Origin of the sequence: Enterococcus sp. (assembly GCF_022711995.1) — a bacterium.
Classification (GTDB): domain Bacteria; phylum Bacillota; class Bacilli; order Lactobacillales; family Enterococcaceae; genus Enterococcus_D.
In genome coordinates this window covers 1-14,643 of record NZ_JALAHI010000096.1, presented here as the reverse complement: position 1 = coordinate 14,643, position 14,643 = coordinate 1, and the positions used below count along the sequence as shown (strand labels likewise).

At 42.7% G+C, this 14,643-nt stretch carries 12 protein-coding genes; 9 read left to right on the top strand and 3 right to left on the bottom strand.

The annotated features are described in order from the left end of the window. Window positions 1-107 precede the first annotated feature (107 nt). Window positions 108-1,766, top strand: coding sequence for a peptide ABC transporter substrate-binding protein (locus Q0A12_RS09495; protein WP_291292409.1), 1,659 nt, complete (start codon window positions 108-110; stop codon window positions 1,764-1,766). A 227-nt stretch (window positions 1,767-1,993) separates the two neighbouring features. Here the strand turns inward: Q0A12_RS09495 and Q0A12_RS09490 are convergent, their stop codons facing one another. Beyond that, window positions 1,994-2,329 (bottom strand): DUF3899 domain-containing protein, encoded by a 336-nt coding sequence (locus Q0A12_RS09490; RefSeq protein ID WP_291292408.1) that lies wholly within the window; start codon window positions 2,327-2,329, stop codon window positions 1,994-1,996. 81 nt (window positions 2,330-2,410) lie between these two features. On the opposite strand from Q0A12_RS09490, the gene opp3b reads away from it, so the two are divergent. From opp3b to Q0A12_RS09465, 5 genes are read left to right on the top strand one after another with little or no spacing between them, the layout of a single operon-like run. Continuing rightward, the gene (gene opp3b / locus Q0A12_RS09485) at window positions 2,411-3,352 is read left to right on the top strand and encodes an oligopeptide ABC transporter permease (protein ID WP_291292407.1); all 942 of its coding nucleotides are present in this window, start codon (window positions 2,411-2,413) and stop codon (window positions 3,350-3,352) included. After that, window positions 3,352-4,389 carry an ABC transporter permease gene (locus Q0A12_RS09480; protein ID WP_291292406.1) on the top strand — a complete coding sequence of 346 codons (1,038 nt, stop codon included), beginning with the start codon at window positions 3,352-3,354 and terminating at the stop codon, window positions 4,387-4,389. The genes opp3b and Q0A12_RS09480 overlap by 1 nt, the downstream gene beginning before the upstream one ends. Continuing rightward, on the top strand, window positions 4,389-5,441 hold the full coding sequence (locus tag Q0A12_RS09475; RefSeq protein ID WP_291292410.1) for an ABC transporter ATP-binding protein: 1,053 nt from the start codon (window positions 4,389-4,391) through the stop codon (window positions 5,439-5,441). Before Q0A12_RS09480 ends, Q0A12_RS09475 begins: the two co-directional genes overlap by 1 nt. A 14-nt stretch (window positions 5,442-5,455) precedes the next feature. Next, window positions 5,456-6,391: an ATP-binding cassette domain-containing protein gene (locus Q0A12_RS09470; protein ID WP_291292405.1), complete on the top strand. Its 936-nt coding sequence runs from the start codon at window positions 5,456-5,458 to the stop codon at window positions 6,389-6,391. Window positions 6,392-6,408: 17 nt separating this feature from the next. After that, window positions 6,409-7,440 carry an RNA-guided endonuclease TnpB family protein gene (locus Q0A12_RS09465; RefSeq protein ID WP_291292404.1) on the top strand — a complete coding sequence of 344 codons (1,032 nt, stop codon included), beginning with the start codon at window positions 6,409-6,411 and terminating at the stop codon, window positions 7,438-7,440. Window positions 7,441-7,613: 173 nt separating this feature from the next. Here the strand turns inward: Q0A12_RS09465 and Q0A12_RS09460 are convergent, their stop codons facing one another. Both Q0A12_RS09460 and Q0A12_RS09455 read right to left on the bottom strand, forming a co-directional pair. Continuing rightward, window positions 7,614-8,444, bottom strand: a complete 831-nt coding sequence (locus Q0A12_RS09460) for an NUDIX hydrolase (protein ID WP_291292403.1) — start codon at window positions 8,442-8,444, stop codon at window positions 7,614-7,616. Window positions 8,445-8,486: 42 nt separating this feature from the next. Beyond that, the gene (locus tag Q0A12_RS09455) at window positions 8,487-8,756 is read right to left on the bottom strand and encodes a hypothetical protein (RefSeq protein WP_291292402.1); all 270 of its coding nucleotides are present in this window, start codon (window positions 8,754-8,756) and stop codon (window positions 8,487-8,489) included. Between the two features lie 184 nt (window positions 8,757-8,940). Between Q0A12_RS09455 and metG the strand changes: the two genes are divergently transcribed. From metG to Q0A12_RS09440, 3 genes are all read left to right on the top strand, one after another. Then, a complete protein-coding gene (gene metG, locus Q0A12_RS09450; protein WP_291292401.1) occupies window positions 8,941-10,947 on the top strand; it encodes a methionine--tRNA ligase in 2,007 nt (668 codons plus the stop codon). Window positions 10,948-11,211: 264 nt separating this feature from the next. Further along, window positions 11,212-13,890 carry a cation-translocating P-type ATPase gene (locus Q0A12_RS09445; protein ID WP_291292400.1) on the top strand — a complete coding sequence of 893 codons (2,679 nt, stop codon included), beginning with the start codon at window positions 11,212-11,214 and terminating at the stop codon, window positions 13,888-13,890. 253 nt (window positions 13,891-14,143) lie between these two features. Then, window positions 14,144-14,572 (top strand): hypothetical protein, encoded by a 429-nt coding sequence (locus Q0A12_RS09440; protein ID WP_291292399.1) that lies wholly within the window; start codon window positions 14,144-14,146, stop codon window positions 14,570-14,572. Window positions 14,573-14,643 lie beyond the last annotated feature (71 nt).

Sequence of the window (14,643 nt, the reverse complement as noted above, 5' to 3'; positions counted from 1 at the left end):
AATTTCAAAAAAATATTGCTTTTTTAATAATTATTAATTAAAATCTAATCTAACTTCAGAAATGAATGATTATTCTGAAAATTAAAATAATTAAGGGGTAGAACAGGATGAAAAATAAATGGGCCTATGGATTGGTTGCAGTGTGCGGCTTAGCATTAGCAGGTTGTACCACTGGTGGTTCAACTAGCTCAAGCAGTGGATCTGCTAGCGGTGAAAGCAAAACGGAACAGGTATTCAATGTTGTGGTTCAACAAGAAATGCCAAGTGCCGATTTGTCCCTTGCAACAGACACAATCAGTTTCAGTGCATTAAACAATGTCTATGAGGGGTTGTACCGCTTAGACGCTGACAGTAAACCGCAACCAGCTGGAGCAGCAGAAGAAGCGGAAGTCAGTGAAGATGGATTGACCTATAAAATCAAACTGCGTGAGGATGCAAAATGGTCTAACGGGAAGGCAGTAACGGCAGCTGACTATGTCTATGGTTGGCAACGAACAGTCAAACCTGAAACTGCTTCCGAGTATGCTTACTTGTACGCCCCAGTAAAAAATGCGGAAGCCATCACAGCTGGAGAGAAAGATCCGTCTGAACTAGGGATCAAAGCAGTTGGCGACTATGAGCTAGAGATCACGTTAGATAAAGCCACACCGTACTTTGATTATTTGCTGGCGTTTCCTTCGTTCTTCCCACAAAGTCAAGCTGTTGTAGAGGAACATGGAGATAAATATGCAACAACCAGTGATAATGCTGTTTATAATGGACCTTTCGTTCTGACTGGGTTTGATGGACCAGGAACTGATACCGAGTGGGCCTACGAAAAGAATGACCAATATTGGGATAAAGACACAGTAAAATTAAAAACCATCAATGTGAGTGTCGTTAAAGAATCGGCGACAGCATTGAACTTGTTCCAAGATGGCCAAGCAGATGATGTCATTCTTACAGGAGAACTTGCGCAACAAATGGCCAATGACGAAGCATTTGTTTCTCAACCAGAAGCAACGACTTATTATTTTGAACTCAACCAGCGTGATGAAAAATCGCCATTCCGCAATGAAAACTTGCGTAAAGCAATTTCTTATGCCATCGATCGTGATGCTTTAGTGACATCGATCCTAGGTGACGGCTCGATTGCTTCGACAGGACTAGTGCCAGAAGGCATGACCTTTAGCCCATCAGACAATACGGACTTTACTAAGTCAGCAGGCAGTGTCTTAGAATATGATGAAGCGAAAGCCAAAGAGCATTGGGAAAAAGCCAAAAAAGAATTAGGCATCGATTCGCTGGAATTTGATATCTTAGCATCGGATACAGACTCTACGAAGAAAATCATTGAATACGTTCAAGATACATTGCAAAAAACATTGGATGGGTTGACAGTCAATTTAAGCCCAGTACCATTCTCTGTTCGTTTGGATCGTTCCAACGCGGGAGACTTTGACATGTTGATGGGCGGATGGGGTGCTGACTATGCAGATGCAAGCAGCTTTACTGACCTGTTTACGACGGGGAACTCCTATAACCGTGGTCAATGGAGCAACAAAGAGTACGATGATTTGATCAAGTCTGCCAGCACGACAAACGTCAATGACCCAGAAAAACGTTGGGAAGACTTAGTAAATGCAGAAAAACTAATCATGAGTGAACAAGGAGTCATCCCAGTTTACCAAAAAGCAGAAGCGCATTTACGTGCACTAAATGTCAAAGGTGTCGTTGCTCATGCAGCAGGCGCACAATACGATTACAAGTGGACATCGATTGAGTAATCGGAAGAATTAGCGGCTGGAATAAGTGATGTAAGAGGACCATTTCCGAGAGATAGCTAAAGTAATAGGCATAACAAAAATGGAGAAGCTGCTGCTTCTCCAATCTGCCTATTGCTTGGCCGCTATTCAATTGGTCGGGGCATTCCTCTTTGAATCTTGTCTCAGCCGACTTTTTTTCTAAAGCAGAAAGGCAGTCGACAAAAGACACGAAACGATAGGTTGCTAAATTAAAGAATATTGATCAATAAAAAGAGCAAAGAAAGCAGTAGTAAAAAGATTCCTGGCCATAGCCAAAAGCCATAGCTTTGTTTGCCGACATCGGAGAGCTTGAGATAATCGGTTTTATTTCTGGAAAAAGCTTTTTTCATTGAATATTGAAAGTGGTCAAAGAAGCCAGAGGCAAAGACCCAAAGAAACCCGCCGATGATCAAAAAGAATAAGGCCCAAAGAAACAGCGCATCCGATAAGGCTGCGAGAGTCAAGTCTTTTTTGAAAAACAACCAGCCAATAGAAGCGAAGGTACATACGAGGGCAATCAGCCCACTACTTTTTTTAATCCGCATATTTGACTCCTTTTTAATGATTCGTACTACTTAATTTACATAATTATTGATGAGAAGTCAAAATACCTAGGAGGAAGACGCGTGAACGGTTTTTTGAAGTATTTATTGAAACGGATATTCTATATGGTGTTGACCTTATGGTTGATTGCCACGATCACATTTTTCTTGATGCAATTTTTGCCTGGGACACCTTATAGCAATGCAGAAAAACTGAGTCCCGAACAGATTGCTTTATTGAATGAACAAGCAGGGCTAGACAAACCGATGATTACTCAATATGGTTTGTATTTAACGAATTTGCTAAAAGGCAACTTTGGGATCTCATTCCAATTCAAAAATCAACCAGTAGCCAATCTGCTATCTGGTCGAATTGGCCCATCGTTACAATTGGGTCTGCAGGCCATTATTTTTGGGACTTTTTTCGGTATCATTTTAGGAACGATCTCCGCGATGAAACAAAATACCTGGGTAGATACGTCATCAACGTTAGTGGCCATCTTGGGGCGTTCGATCCCGAACTTTGTCTTTGCTGTCTTGCTGCAATACGTTTTTGCTATTAAGTTAGGCATCTTGCCAATCGCCAAATGGGAAACTTTTGCTAGTACGATCTTACCAACGGTTGCATTAGCTATGTCGCCATTGGCAGACTCTGCTCGTTTTATCCGAACCGAGATGGTCGAGGTCCTCCACAGTGATTATGTGGAATTGGCTCGGGCTAAAGGATTGAGTCGTTGGGAGATTGCTTTCAAACATGGCTTGCGGAACAGTTTGATCCCGCTGCTCACCTTATTAGGACCGCTAGCGGTGGGACTGATGACCGGATCACTGGTTGTGGAAAATATTTTTGCCATTCCAGGAATCGGTGAACAATTCGTAAAATCGATCATGACAAATGATTATCCAACGATTATGGCGGTCACGATTTTGTATTCTGCGATGTTAGTGTTTGTGATTTTAATCGTCGATATTTTGTATGGGATCGTTGATCCACGTATCCGTGTATCAGAAGGGAGTCGTGGCTAATGGAAGAGAAACTGAACCAGCAAGTAGCTGCCATCGATGCAGCAAAATTTCAGCCGTTACAAAAAAATACCAGAGAAGAACGAGAAGCAATCGCTGCTCCCTCCCTCACTTTTTTTCAAGATTCATGGCGTCGTCTAAAGAAAAACAAAGCGGCGGTCTTTTCGATCGGATTGTTGCTGCTCATTATTGCAATCTCGATCATTACGATCTTTGTTTCTCCCCATGATCCTACTGCGCAAAATGTGAAGTTTACCAATCTGCCGCCGAAAATTCCCGGACTGAATCTTCCCGGATTAAACGGGTATGCAATGGTCGGTGGGGAATTGGTTGATAAGTATGCGGCTGCCAAGGTTCCAGAAGGCACCTACTATCTACTAGGAACCGACGGACTAGGTCGGGATTTGTTGAGCCGTTTATTTGTTGGAACGAGAATCTCGCTATTGATTGCTTTTATTGCCGCTTTGTTGGATATCATCTTTGGTGTGACCTATGGCTTGATTTCCGGTTTATTAGGGGGCCGGGTAGATAATATCATGCAGCGTTTCTTAGAGATCCTTTCTGGGATCCCTAATCTAGTGGTAATGATTTTGATGCTGGTTGTCTTCAAACCTGGGATCTTTTCGATCGTGGCTGCGATGGCTATCACCAACTGGATTCCCATGGCTCGGATCGTTCGGGCGCAAACCATGAAATTAAAAGACCAAGAGTTTGTGCTAGCTGCCACGACATTAGGGGAGAGTCGTATCAAGATTGCGATGAAGCATATCTTGCCGAATATTTCCAGTGTGATTATTGTGCAAATGATGTTCAGTATCCCATCAGCGATTTTCTTCGAGGCATTTCTAAGCTTCATTGGGCTAGGCTTAAAGCCGCCTTCAGCATCGCTAGGGATGTTATTGAGTGATGGGTACAAGACCTTTTTATTCTTGCCTTACCAAATGTGGGTACCAGCAGTTACGTTGTCGGTCATTATGATCGGATTCAACTTACTTGCTGACGGGCTCCGTGATGCCTTTGATCCGAAAATGAAAGAGTGATTGCGATGGAAAAAGTATTAGAAGTAAAAAATTTAGAGATCTCCTTTGATACCTTTGCAGGGAAGGTCCAAGCGATCCGCGATGTCAGTTTCGATCTATACAAAGGCGAAACACTGGCGATCGTTGGCGAATCCGGTAGTGGGAAATCTGTAACTACCCGTAGCATCATGGGATTATTAGCTAGTAATGCCAATGTAGACAATGGACAGATCCTATTCAATGGAACGGATATTCTTAAAAAATCGGAGAAAGAATTGCAAAAGATTCGCGGCAAAGAAATTGCGATGATCTTCCAAGATCCCATGACTTCTCTGGATCCGACGATGCCCATTGGCAAACAAGTGGCTGAATCTTTGATGAAACATAACAAACTTAGTAAAAAAGAAGGACTCAGACAAGCTTTGGATCTTTTGAATCTAGTAGGGATTCCGAATGCTGAAAAGCGTTTGAAAAACTACCCCCATCAATTTTCTGGGGGACAACGGCAACGGATCGTTATTGCCATCGCATTGATCTGCTACCCGCAGATTTTGATTGCAGATGAGCCAACTACGGCACTGGATGTAACGATTCAAGCACAAATCCTTGAGTTGTTGAAAGACATCCAGCAGAAAATCAATTCATCGATCATTTTCATTACCCACGATTTAGGGGTAGTGGCAAATGTGGCAGATCGGGTAGCCGTCATGTATGGCGGCAAGATCGTAGAGGTGGGAACAGCAGAAGAAATATTCTACAATCCACAGCATCCTTACACTTGGGGGCTGTTAGGTTCCATGCCTACTTTGGAAGGGACAGGCGATCGTCTTTATGCGATTCCTGGCTCCCCACCGGATTTGTTGGATCCGCCGACTGGGGATGCTTTTTATCCTAGAAATGAGTTTGCTTTGCAGATCGATGCTGAGCAGCAACCACCATTCTTTGCTGTTTCACCGACCCATCAAGCAGCCACATGGCTTTTAGCTCCGCAAGCACCGAAAGTGACCCCTCCGGATGAAATCTTGATTCGTTGGAAAAAATTCCAAGAAAAAACTAGACAGGCATCTGTATAAAGGAGGAGAACCCATTGGAGAAAGTGTTGCTTGAAGTAAAGAACTTAAAACAATATTTTAATGTCGGCCGCAAAGACGAAGTCAAGGCGGTAGATGATATCTCCTTTCAGATCTATGAAGGAGAAACCTTTGGACTTGTAGGTGAGTCCGGCAGTGGGAAGTCAACGACTGGTCGAACGGTCATTCGTCTGAATCATCCCACAGCAGGAGAAATCTTGTTTGATGGACAAGATGTCATGAAAATCAAAGGAAAAAAAGAGTTAGCCGATTTTCGCCGCGACGTGCAAATGGTTTTCCAAGATCCTTATGCGTCATTGAATCCTCGTATGAAAGTACGCGACATCATTGCAGAAGGAATCGATATCAACGGATTGGCAAAAAGCGAACAGGAACGCAATCAGCGGGTGGATGATCTGCTGAAAACCGTAGGCTTAAACCCAAGCCATGGTACCCGCTATCCCCACGAGTTTTCCGGAGGTCAGCGGCAGCGGATCGGAATTGCCCGCGCATTAGCGGTAGATCCTAAGTTCATCATCTGTGATGAGCCGATTTCCGCACTAGATGTTTCGATTCAGGCCCAAATCGTCAATTTGCTGCAAGACTTGCAGCAAGAACATAAATTGACTTATTTATTCATTGCCCATGACTTATCAATGGTCAAACATATCAGCGATCGCATTGGCGTGATGCATAACGGCAAACTTTTGGAAGTAGGGTCTAGTGATGAAATTTATCATTATGGTGTTCATCCCTACACAGAAAGTCTCTTATCTGCGATTCCTCTGCCAGATCCCGATCATGAACGGGATCGCAAGCGTATCAAATATGTCAGTGAACCCACAGATGACAAACCGAGAGCGATGGAAGAAATCGCAGCAGGGCATTTTATTTATGCCACTAAGGAAGAAGCGGTCCAGTATCAGAAAAAATTAGCACAAAAAAAGGGGTAGACCTGTTTAGGGGGGAGATGAAACTGAGTGTTTTAAAAGCCTACAAATTTCGGATCTATCCTACAGAAGAACAAAAGCAGTTCTTTATCCAAACCTTTGGCTGTGTGCGTTTTACCTATAATCAATTGCTAAAAGCAAAGATGGAAGAACTTTCTACAAATGTAGAAAAAGAAAAACTGACACCAGCGAAACTAAAAAAAGACTATCCTTTTTTAAAAGAAACCGACAGTTTGGCACTGGCCAATGCTCAGCGCAACTTGGAACGGGCTTTTCGCAACTATTTTCAAAAGAGAGCTGGCTTTCCCAAACTGAAAACGAAAAAAAACCTCTGGCAGTCCTATACTACTAATAATCAGCAGCACACCATTTATTTGGTGGATGATCAGTTGAAGCTGCCTAAATTGAAATCCTTCGTTGCGGTGAAGCGGCATCGACCCATCAATGGTCAGATTAAATCGGCGACGATTTCTGCGAGAAACAATACGGAATTTTATATTTCAATTCTTTGTATCGAAGAGATTCAGCCATTGCCTAAGAGCCAGCGGAAGATCGCCTTGGTCTATCATCCAGAAGTGCTGGTAGAAGCTAACACCCAGTTGCCTTTTATCAGTGCCAATGCCATCAAGTCCCAACAAAAACTGGCGCGTGCTGAGCGGAAATTGAATGTGAAGGCCAAAGCGGTCAAACGAAAGAAAATGGTCCTGAGTCATGCCCGCAATTACCAAAAGCAAAAAGAAAAAGTGCGGCAACTGTACCGGAGGCAGCACGATCAAAAAAAAGAGTTTATTGATCAAGTGACCTTTCATCTAGTCAAGCAATACGACACGATTTTTTTGGAACGATTGATCGACGAAGCTGAACACACAGGAAATTTTTCTGTTAGCGATTGGCATCAATTTATTCGTAAAATCACCTACAAAGCAGAGTGGTACGGCAAAGAAGTCCGCTTTATTTCTTTGTCTGCTGATTGCCAGAAAATGGCACAAATGCTGCAGATGATCAATAATGAGATGAACTGGGAGGAGCGCCAGGGATCGCCTAGGGGATAGAAAAAATCTTGGGATTTTTGTTTCTAGGAATTCTGCTCACTAATTATGATCAACCAGCGAAGAGGCTGTGATAGCAGACGAAAAAAATAAACGATACACGAAACAGCACACAGGAGCTTGTTCGTCTATCGTTTCGGTTTTTGGATGTCTATGTTGCAGCCTCTTTGCACCGTCTACATTTTGTCCCCCAGAACATCTGCATTCAATTCATAGATTTTTGAAGGCCGGCCAATACCGACGGGCTTCTCACCAATTTCGGTGAAATACTGCAGCATGGCTTTTTTGAAATTTGAATGATCAATCAATTTAAAGTCGATGCCCAGAAATTTAGCGAAGACTTTGCGGGCTTCGGTGATGGTGAAGCTTTCCCCGAGTACCAATAGGACTTGGGGTTCGTGTTCCATCTTATTAGCCACTCGTTCAAATGCTTTCAAAATGATCGCACTATGGTCAAAGGCCAATGTATCCTTACCGACAGATTCTCCCGAGACTAGATCCAGAATAATCTCGACATCGCCACTGGATAAGAAGATTTGATTGGCTTTTCTCTCTAATGAAAACCAGCGGACTTGATTGGCGTCATCCCCAGCGCTTAAAGGCTCTTCGCCGATAAACGCAAGATAGCTGACGGTGATTACCCAGCCTCGAGGGTCTCTTCCCGGCGTACTGAAAGTATGGAGCTGTTCAATATTTTGTTTTGAAATCGTTACCCCGATCTCTTCTTGGGTTTCGCGAATCACGCTTTGACCTGTTGATTCATTCGGATTGACGAAACCGCCAGGTAAAGCCCAAGAATTACGAAAAGGATGCCCCTTTCGCTGAATCAGTGCAATCTTCAGTTCTTCCTCTTCTTTGTTGTAACACATCAAAACCATATCGACTGTCACAGACGGTTTTTCGTATTTTGGCTGGTCTTGGCTGCGATACCAAGATAAAAATTCTGCTTCCGAAGCTTTTTTTTCATAATACTCTTTTTCTGCTGTTTTTGAGGTGAATTCGTTCATTCCGGTCTCCTACTCTTGATATGATGAAATAATGACGATGAATTAGTTAAAAAAATAGGGAAAAATCAGATTGATAAAAAAGAGTGCTAAATAAAAGAAAGCTGCTTTTTGTGTGTGCTTCATGGCTAAATACCCCCAGATAGCAATCCATAGTAGAAATCCATAACGAAGCAATGACGTAATGATCACAAAGAAGCTCGCTAGATTTTGCCCATTAAAATAGCCGTAAAAATACAAAAAAAAACTAGAAAAAATCAAATCGATGAACGATAAAACAGCTAAGATCATAAAGCGTTGCTGTTGTTTTTTCAAGCGGAAAATCCTCTCTTTCAATCGTTCTTTTCTATTATAACAAAAAAACAGTCCATAAACCAAAAGGAGCAGATCGTAAAATTATTTCGCCAATTTGAGGAAAAGAAAAAAGGAAAAACTCCTAGAAAATTATGGTATACTACCTTAGTATACACTTTACAGGTGAAAAGGAGGACGTACGCCCATGGCTGAAAAAGAAACATTTTATATTACGACGCCAATCTATTATCCAAGCGGCAAGTTGCATATCGGAAATTCTTACACAACGATAGCTTGCGACGCAGTAGCACGTTACAAACGTCTAATGGGCTTTGATGTGTTTTATCTGACGGGTGTTGATGAACACGGTCAAAAAATTGAAAAAAAAGCGGAAGAACTAGGTGTTGATCCACAAGAATATGTAGATAAAATGGCAGCCGATGTCAAAAAATTGTGGAAAACATTGGATATCAGCTACGACAAATTTATCCGGACAACGGATGGTTACCACAAAAAAGCTGTCCAAAAAATCTTTCAGCAATTATTGGATCAAGGAGATATCTACCTTGGTGAATACGAAGGTTGGTACTCTGTCTCTGATGAAGAATACTTCACAGAAACGCAACTGGCAGAAGTTTATCGTGATGAAGAAGGACATGTGATCGGCGGGAAAGCGCCGAGTGGTCACGAAGTGGAATTAGTCAAAGAGTCTTCGTACTTCTTCCGCATGAGCAAATATGCAGATCGTCTGGTGCAATATTATGATGAGCACCCAGAATTTATTCAGCCAGAATCTCGTAAGAATGAAATGATCAATAATTTCATTAAACCAGGATTAGAAGATTTAGCCGTCTCCAGAACAACTTTCAAGTGGGGGATTCCCGTAACGGCAAGTCCGGAACACGTGGTCTATGTCTGGATCGATGCGTTATCAAACTATATCACAGCGCTAGGCTATGGTTCCGATGACGATTCATTGTTCCAAAAATACTGGCCGGCAGATGTTCATATGGTTGGAAAAGAAATCGTGCGTTTCCATACGATCTACTGGCCAATCATGTTGATGGCATTAGATTTGCCATTGCCTAAAAAAATCTTTGGTCATGGTTGGCTGATGATGAAAGACGGCAAAATGTCGAAATCTAAAGGCAATGTCGTTTATCCAGAGATGCTTGTTGAGCGCTATAGCTTAGATGCGTTGCGTTACTATTTACTGCGGGCAGTACCTTTTGGTAGTGATGGCGTCTTTACACCGGAAGACTTTGTTTCTCGGGTGAATTATGATTTAGCCAATGACTTAGGTAATCTTTTAAACCGGACCATTGCCATGATCAATAAGTATTGTGAAGGCATCGTTCCTAAGTATGCTTCAAAAGTAACCCCTTACGATAGTGAGTTGTCGACAACGGCAGCCAATGTCGTAGGCCGCTACCATGAAGCCATGGATAAAATGGAATTCAGTACCGCTTTGTCGGAAGTATGGGCGTTGATTTCTCGGGCCAACAAATACATCGATGAAACACAACCATGGGTATTGGCTAAAGATCCTGAGAAAAAAGCAGAGTTAGACAGTGTGATGGTCCATCTTGCAGAAAGCTTGCGGATCGTAGCGATCTTGTTGCAACCGATCATGACCGAAACACCGGCGAATATTTTCCATCAGTTAGGCTTAACTTCAGAAGCCATGGACTTGAAAGACTTACGCTTCGGCGAATTTCCTAGTGATACCAAAGTGGTTGCCAAAGGAACGCCAATCTTCCCTCGTTTGGAATTAGAGACAGAAGTCACTTATATCCAGAAGAAAATGGCAGAAGGTACCCAAAGCACTGAGGAAACGGTCAAATGGAATCCAGAAGAAACCATCTTGGCTTCTGAAAAACCAGAAATCAAATACGATGATTTTGATAAGATCGAGTTAAAAGTAGCGGAAGTCATCGACTGTCAAAAAGTCAAAGGAGCAGATAAACTGCTGCAATTCCGCTTAGCTGCTGGGGATGATCAAGACCGACAAATCTTGTCAGGAATCGCTGAATTTTACCCAGAACCACAAGATTTGATTGGCAAGAAAGTTGTGATCGTAGCGAATCTGAAACCACGCAAAATGCGGGGCCAAGTCAGTCAAGGTATGATCCTTTCTGCGGAAGATACCGAAGGACGGTTAAAAATCGTTGAAGCGCCAAAGGGAATGCCTAACGGTTCGATCATCGCTTAAACGAGACCGAATTTAATAATTTCTGTTCTTTTTTCAGAAAATGAAATTGCAACTGACGGAAACATTTTGTATAATGGTCTTTATTGATATGATCATGAGGGAGTAACTGGCAGCTTTTTGCTGCGGCAACATCACCATCCTGAAAGAAATTTCTGGTGTTGTCTTAAATAGTGAGACTCGTGTATGTGCTTTAGTGCATACATGAGTCTATTTTTTTTCATTTCATGTACAATAAAATAGAAAGTAGCTAAAAGGAGGAAAAATATGTCTGAAGAGAGTAAAAAGGAGCAGCTCACCCATGCTTTTTATGCACAAGACGCTGAGACTGTTCTGAAGGAACTGCAGACTGATACCAATGGTTTGACAAATGAGGAAGCCAAAAGTCGTCTTTCGCAATATGGCGCCAATGAATTAGAAGAAGGCAAGAAGAAATCGATGGTGCAAAAATTCTTTGAACAATTCAAAGATTTGATGATCATCGTCTTGTTGGCCGCTGCGATCATTTCTGCCGCCGTATCACATGAAATCGTCGATTCAATCATTATTTTGGCTGTTGTTATTATCAATGCGATCATGGGTGTGGTTCAAGAAGCGAAAGCAGAACAAGCCATCGAAGCATTGCGGGAAATGTCGACACCAAATGCCAATGTGTTACGAAATGGACATCCAGTGACCATCAAAAGTGATGAACTGGTTCCTGGAGACGTTGTCTTATTAGAAGCTGGGGATGTAGTACCGGCTGATCTGCGCTTGTTAGAAGCTAGCTCTTTGAAAATCGAAGAAGCGGCATTGACGGGTGAATCGGTACCGGTAGAAAAAGAATTGACTGTGATCGATGCAACAGATGTCGGAATCGGTGATCGTGTCAATATGGCTTACTCCAACAGTAATGTGACCTATGGCCGAGGCAAAGGGGTCGTTGTCAATACAGGGATGGCGACAGAAGTCGGTAAGATCGCTGGTATGTTGGCAAGAGCCGAAGAAACAGAAACACCGTTGAAACGTAACTTGAATGAACTGGGTAAATTCTTGACGATTGCCATCATCGTGATCGCTGTGATTATGTTCTTTGTGGGGACCATTTTCAATAATACTTCTTGGGTCGATATGTTGTTGACATCCATCTCCCTTGCGGTTGCGGCGATTCCAGAAGGACTGCCAGCGATCGTAACGATCATCTTAGCACTAGGCACGCAAGTCATGGCCAAACGAAACGCTGTTATTCGTAAATTGCCGGCAGTAGAAACATTGGGTGCAACAGATATCATCGCATCAGATAAGACAGGTACATTGACACTAAACCAAATGACAGTTGAAAAACTTTATGTCAATGACAAGCAGCATGCTGCTTCCGAAGACATTCCATTGGATACAATGGCGCTGAAAGTCATGAACTTCGCGAATGATACTAAATTCGGTGAAGAAGGCAACTTGATTGGTGATCCGACTGAAACTGCACTTGTGCAATTTGGGATGGATCAAGGCTTCCACGTGAAAGATCAAGTAAGTGCAGAACCTCGGGTAGCGGATCTGCCATTTGATTCGGACCGTAAATTGATGAGTACCATCCATGAACAAGCAGATGGTCGCTTCTTAGTTGCAGTGAAAGGTGCACCAGATGTCTTATTGGGCCGGGCTTCAAAAGTCTTGTTGAACGGACAAGAAGTACCAATGACTGATGAAGAAAAACAAAAAATCTTGTTCAACAATACAGATATGGCCAAACAAGCCCTACGTGTTTTGGGAATGGCCTACAAGTATGTCGATGCAGTACCAGAAAATTTGGAATCAGAAATCGTAGAAAACGATCTAGTCTTTGCTGGTTTGGTAGGGATGATCGACCCTGAACGGGCTGAAGCAGCCGATGCTGTACGAGTCGCTAAAGAAGCTGGGATTCGTCCAATCATGATCACAGGAGACCACCGAGACACCGCTGAAGCAATTGCTGGTCGTCTAGGTATCATCAAACCTGGTGATGATGCAGCAGTATTGACTGGGGCGGAATTGAACAAAATGAGCGATGAAGAGTTTGCTCAAAAAGTGACCCATTATTCGGTTTATGCACGGGTTTCACCTGAACATAAAGTTCGGATCGTGAAAGCGTGGCAGCAGGAAGGCAAAGTCGTCGCTATGACCGGTGACGGAGTCAATGATGCGCCTGCATTGAAACAAGCCGATATCGGTGTAGGTATGGGGATCACCGGGACTGAAGTATCTAAAGGTGCTTCAGATATGGTTCTGGCTGATGACAACTTCGCAACGATCGTGGTGGCTGTTGAAGAAGGACGAAAAGTTTTCTCAAACATCCAAAAAGCGATCCAATATTTATTAGCGGCTAACTTAGGTGAAGTGTTGACATTGTTCTTAGCTACCTTATGGGGCTGGGATACACTGTTGCCGATCCATCTATTGTGGATCAACCTTGTAACAGATACGTTCCCTGCGATTGCTTTAGGAATGGAACCAGCAGAAAAAGGGCTGATGAAACATGCCCCTCGTGGCCGGAATTCAAACTTCTTCTCCGGCGGTGTCATGAGCAGTATCATTTATCAAGGAATCTTGGAAGCTGCAACGGTCTTGTTCGTCTACTGGTCGGCGATCCAATGGCCGGTTCACGATACCTATGATGCAATCCATGCAGATGCATTGACGATGGCGTTTGCGACATTAGGATTGATGCAACTATTCCATGCCTTTAACGTTAAATCTGTTTACCAATCATTGTTCAAAGTGGGGCCTTTCCGCAACAAAGCCTTTAACTGGGCAATCTTGCTCTCCTTTGCACTGATGATGGTGATCATTGTCGTTCCTGGATTAAATGATATCTTCCGAGTGGCTCATTTAGATCTGTATCAATGGGGAATCGTCCTAGGTGCATCCTTTGCGATCATTCCGATCGTTGAGATCGTTAAAGCTGTCCAACGGGCAATGGGCAAAAAATAAAAAATGAAGATAGGTGTTGAACTGAATCTGTAGGGAAGGTTTGACATTTCTCGAGGAATAGGACTTATTGGATCCTGATAGGGCTCCAGTAAGTCCTATTCTGTTTGTCAAAACCTGTAGACTGCCTCTCTGTGTAAGCTTACTGAAGCGGCATGCTTGAGGAGCGACCAGCGTTTCCTTTTGTCATCCTTTTCATTTCTGACAATACACGGTAAAATAAAAGATAGTTAAAAAGAAAGTAGGGGATTGAAACATGCGACCGAATTTAGGTTTTTATGTACAAACAATCAATGACTTAGTAAAAGAAACAGAAACAATCGGAGAAACAATGCATCCGAACTATGAAGAGATTCGTCAAGCGCTGGATGACAAGAAGGAATCAGAATTATCACCAGAGCGTCTGGAAGCAATCGGAGCGACCTTTAAGAAAGGAACGGACAAATACCGGTTGATGTTGGAACAAATCTCTAAATTGCGTCCGCCAGCAAATGTCATGGGAATCCACAAGAAATTTGAACGGGCGTATATGAAATATGTCGCAGGGTGTGAAGAAATGACTTTAAGCCTTGCTGATGGGATCGATCGGGAAGCTTTCGATGCTGCCGAAAAGAAACAAGACGAAGCGACGGATGAAATCTCGTTTGCAATTCAGCGGATGACTGCCCTCTTGTTAAAAAAATGATAAATTTTGTTAGTTAAACAAGAGTTATTTAATTTAAATGTTATGTTATTCTTATGTAAAATGATTCGGTT